Raw genomic sequence first — 4,552 nt, 5'->3', positions numbered from 1 at the left:
CCCGGGGGCCGGGTGGCGGCAAGCTGCTCGCCCAGCGCCGACATGCGGCGTTCGATGTCGCCCAGACGTTCGGCGACCTGCTGGACCGGGGCCGTGCTGGCGCCGATCGCCGCGCCGATGCGCGACTCGATGTCGGCGATCCGGCGCTGCGCCGCGTCCTCCACCGACAGGCGCTCCTCCGCCAGGGTGCGGTCGAGGCCGTCGATGCGGGCGAGCAGCGTCTGGATGGTCGCGCCGAAGGCGCCGTCCGAGGCGATTTCGGGGATGGCCCTGGCCGCAGGCTCGGCCCAAGCTGCCGCAGGCTCTGCCCAAGCTGTTTCAGGCTTGCTCGAAGCGGGCGAGGCCGGTGCGGCCGGCTCGGACCGCGCGAGGTCGGCGGGGGCGTGGCGCGGAGCCTTCGCGGAGGATTTCGCCTTGGCGGCACCGGGCTTGGCCCCGGGCCGGCCCTTGTCCGGGACGACGGAGGCGATCCACGTCTCCAGCGGCACGCCGGCGCGGCGCGCCACGTCTCGGGCAGCGTCGAGCACGTCGGGATCGAAGGTGTCGAAGCTCGGCGTCGCGGTTCGGGTCATCATCGGGCCTGCGTTCGGCGGCATTCGGCACCGGTTCCGGACGACATGCGCGGACGCTTGTGACGTGTCCGGAACGTGGGCCTCGGATCGGTTGTCGTGGACCATTAACTTTCTTGGTAAACACCCGGTTAAGACGGAGGCCGCGTGTCGCTATGGTTGAAAGCTCCGCATCGTGCCGCGCCCCCTTGCCCTCGCGCGGCCGGATAGTTTATATATGAACTATCGAGGGACCCACCGATCCGCGAGCGATCGGGCAGGGCCTCCGCCCAGCTGGAGGATGAAGAGATGCCGAGCTATCGCGCCCCGGTCGAGGACACCCTTTTCCTCCTCAACGACGTGCTCGGCTTCCACAACCACGCCAACCTCGCGGGCTTCGCGGACGCCACCCCGGACATGGTCGAGGCGGTGCTGAACGAGGGCGCCAAGCTCGCCGACTCGGTGCTGGCCCCGCTCAACCGGGTCGGCGACCTCGAAGGCTGCACCCGCCAGGCGGACGGCTCGGTGACGACGCCGAAGGGCTTCAAGGCGGCCTACGACGCCTACGCCCAGGGCGGCTGGATGGGCCTGTCGGTGCCCGAGGCATACGGCGGCCAGGGCTTGCCGCACACGCTGAACACCGCGATCCAGGAATTCGCCTCCGGCGCCAACCTCGCCCTCGGGATGTATCCGGGCCTGACGCAGGGCGCGATGGCGGCGCTCCTGGTGCACGGCTCGGACGAGCAGAAGGCCACCTACCTGCCGAAGATGGTCGAGGGCGCCTGGACCGGCACCATGAACCTGACCGAGCCGCATTGCGGCACCGATCTCGGCCTCCTGAAGACCAAGGCCGTGCCGAACGGCGACGGCTCCTACGCGCTCACCGGCACCAAGATCTTCATCTCGGCGGGCGAGCACGACCTCTCGGAGAACATCGTCCACCTCGTCATCGCCCGGATCGAGGGCGCGCCGGCCGGCACCAAGGGCATCTCGCTCTTCGTGGTGCCGAAGTTCCTGGTGAACGCCGACGGCTCGGTCGGCGCGCGCAACGGCGTGTCCTGCGGCTCGATCGAGCACAAGATGGGCATCCACGGCAATTCCACCTGCGTGATGAACTACGACGGCGCCACCGGCTGGCTCGTCGGCCAGGAGAACCGCGGCCTCAACGCGATGTTCGTCATGATGAACGAGGCGCGCCTCGCCGTCGGCGTTCAGGGCCTCGGCCAGTCCGAGGTCGCCTACCAGAACGCGGTCGCCTACGCGAAGGATCGGATCCAGGGCCGTTCGCTCACCGGTGCGAAGGCGCCCGAGAAGGCCGCCGACCCGATCATCGTCCACCCGGACGTGCGCCGCACGCTGATGGGCATCCGCGCCTTCAACGAGTCGGCCCGCGCGCTGATGCTCTGGACCGCGCTGCAGTCGGACGTCTCGCACCGCTCCGAGGACGCGAAGGAGCGCCAGACCGCCGACGACCTGCTCGGCCTGCTCACCCCGGTGGTCAAGGGCGTGCTCACCGACCGGGGCTTCGCCAACGCGGTCGAAGCCCAGCAGATGTTCGGCGGCCACGGCTACATCGAGGAATGGGGCATGTCGCAGTTCGTGCGCGATGCCCGCATCGCGATGATCTACGAAGGCGCCAACGGCATCCAGGCGATGGACCTGATCGGCCGCAAGCTCCCCAAGGACGGCGGCCGCGCGATGATGGCCTTCCTCGGCGAGGTCCAGGCCTTCATCAAGGACAACGACGAGGACGAGGCGCTGAAGGCCTATACCGGGCCGCTCCAAGCCGGGCTGAACGACCTGCAGGGCGCCACCATGTGGTTCATGCAGAACGCGTTCTCGAAGCCCGACAACGCCGGCGCCGGCGCCACCGACTACATGCACCTCCTCGGCCTCGTCGCGATGGGCTACATGTGGGGCAGGATCGCCAAGGCGGCGAACGCGAAGCTGGCCGAGCTGCCGGCGCGCATGGACGCCAAGCTCGCCACCGGCCGCTTCTACATGGAGCGGGTGCTGCCCGAGACCGCGATGCGCCTGGTGCGCATCAAGGCCGGCGCGGACTCGACCATGGCGGTGCCGGCCGAGGCGTTCTAAGGCGCAAGCCCTCCCTCTCCACCCTCTCGCGCAGGCGGGATGGGGGTACGCGGTGCGGCTGCGCAAGTCGGAAAGATCAAGGGAAACGCCATGACCGAGGCCTTCATCTACGACCACGTCCGCACCCCCCGCGGCCGCGGCAAGCCGGACGGGTCGCTGCACGAGGTCACGGCCTTGCGGCTGGCCGAGACGGCGCTGCGCGCGCTCAAGGATCGCAACGGGCTCGACACCAGTCGCGTCGACGACGTGGTGCTCGGCTGCGTCGACCCGGTCGGCGAGGCCGGCGGTGACATCGCCCGCGCCGCCGCGCTCGTCGCCGACTACGGCACCCACGTGCCGGGCGTGCAGATCAACCGCTTCTGCGCCTCGGGCCTCGACGCGATCAACTTCGCCGCCGCCCAGGTGATGGCCGGTCAGCACGACATGACGGTCGGCGGCGGCGTCGAATCGATGAGCCGCGTCGGCTTGGGCGCCTCGGGCGGCGCCTGGCCGGTCGACCCGGCGATCGCGATCAAGTCCTACTTCATGCCCCAGGGCGTCTCCGCCGACCTGATCGCCACCAAGTACGGGTTCAGCCGCGACGATTGCGACGCCTACGCGGTGCAGTCGCAGAAACGCTCGGGCAAGTCGTGGGCCGAGGGCCTGTTCAAGGGCTCGGTCGTGCCGGTGCGCGACGTGAACGGCATCACGCTGCTCGACCGCGACGAGCACATGCGGCCCGCGACCGACATGCAGTCGCTCGGCCAGCTGAAGGCCTCGTTCGTCCAGATGGGCCAGATGGGCGGGTTCGACGCGGTGGCCGTGGACGCCCACCCGGACGTCGAGGCGGTGGACCACGTCCACCATGCCGGCAACTCGTCGGGCATCGTCGACGGCGCCGCCGCGGTGCTGATCGGCTCGCGGGAGGCCGGGCAGGGCGCGGGCCTGAAGCCGCGAGCCAGAATCCGCGCCTTCGCCAACATCGGCTCCGACCCGGCGCTGATGCTGACCGGCCCTGTCGACGTGACCAAGAAGGTGCTGGCGCGCGCCGGGATGCAGCTGTCCGACATCGACCTGTTCGAGGTCAACGAGGCCTTCGCCGCGGTCGTGCTGCGCTTCCAGCAGGCGTTCGACCTCGATCCGGCCAAGGTCAACGTCAACGGCGGCGCCATCGCCATGGGCCATCCGCTCGGTGCCACCGGCGCGATGATCCTCGGCACCGTGCTCGACGAGCTGGAGCGCACCGGCAAGGAGCGCGCCCTGGTGACCCTGTGCATCGGCGCCGGCATGGGCACGGCGACCATCATCGAGCGGGTCTGACCCCGGGGGCCGGAACGGCCGGCGCGTTCCCTATTCCGGGCGAACGCTGCTAGAGCCGGCCCCGACCCGTGCCGGGAAACGGCAGGGACGACACGAACCTTTGGGAGAAACGATGACCCGCCTGCTCGCCACCCTGTGCCTGACGACTGCGCTCGCCCTTCCCATCGCCGCCCGCGCGGACGAGGCGGCCGACAAGGTCGCGGAAGCCAAGACGCTCGTCAGCAAGACGCTGATCAAGAACCTGAAGACCGGCTTCGACGCCGCGCTGGAGAAGACCGTCGCCGCGATGCCCGACGACAAGTCGGAGCCGGTCCGCAAAGAGCTGATGGCCGAGTTCGACAAGCAGAGCGGCATCATGATCGATGGCCTGTCGAAGGAATACGCGACGAAGTTCACGCTGCCGGAACTCAAGCACCTCAACGAGATCTACGAGGATAAGACCTACCTCAAGTTCCAGACCATCAACGCAGACCCGTCCTCGTCGGTGACGGCGATCTCGCAGGCCTCCGTCACCAAGCTGCTCAACATGCTGGCGATCGCGGCGGCGGGCGACAACACGCCGAAGCCCGGCGCACCGATGCCGACGCCGACGCCCGCCCCGGCGCCCGCGC

General features: G+C 69.6%; 3 protein-coding genes and 1 pseudogene. 3 read left to right on the top strand and 1 reads right to left on the bottom strand.

Annotated elements, in window-relative coordinates; all coding sequences use genetic code 11:
- Positions 1 to 575: pseudogene (locus tag FV222_RS17980) on the bottom strand (hypothetical protein); the annotation flags it as partial.
- A 282-nt stretch (positions 576 to 857) separates the two neighbouring features.
- On the opposite strand from FV222_RS17980, the gene FV222_RS17975 reads away from it, so the two are divergent.
- The 3 genes from FV222_RS17975 to FV222_RS17965 form a co-directional block, all read left to right on the top strand.
- Complete coding sequence (locus FV222_RS17975; protein ID WP_147763910.1) at positions 858 to 2,642, top strand: acyl-CoA dehydrogenase C-terminal domain-containing protein; 1,785 nt, start codon at positions 858 to 860, stop codon at positions 2,640 to 2,642.
- A gap of 90 nt (positions 2,643 to 2,732) precedes the next feature.
- Entirely contained in the window at positions 2,733 to 3,941 is a 1,209-nt protein-coding gene (locus FV222_RS17970; protein ID WP_147763911.1) for an acetyl-CoA C-acetyltransferase, read from the top strand.
- Between the two features lie 112 nt (positions 3,942 to 4,053).
- The coding region (locus tag FV222_RS17965) for a hypothetical protein (protein ID WP_147815310.1) at positions 4,054 to 4,552 on the top strand (499 nt) is incomplete at its 3' end.

The organism is Methylobacterium sp. WL103, from assembly GCF_008039885.1.
GTDB lineage: Bacteria > Pseudomonadota > Alphaproteobacteria > Rhizobiales > Beijerinckiaceae > Methylobacterium > Methylobacterium cerastii.
The sequence above is the reverse complement of the archived record's forward strand: the minus strand, read 5'-3'. Positions and strand labels throughout refer to the sequence as shown.

Excerpts from the sequence above, each read along its gene's own strand:
- FV222_RS17975 (WP_147763910.1), top strand. The coding sequence starts at position 858 with ATGCCGAGCTATCGCGCCCCGGTCGAGGACACCCTTTTCCTCCTCAAC.
- FV222_RS17970 (WP_147763911.1), top strand. The coding sequence starts at position 2,733 with ATGACCGAGGCCTTCATCTACGACCACGTCCGCACCCCCCGCGGCCGC.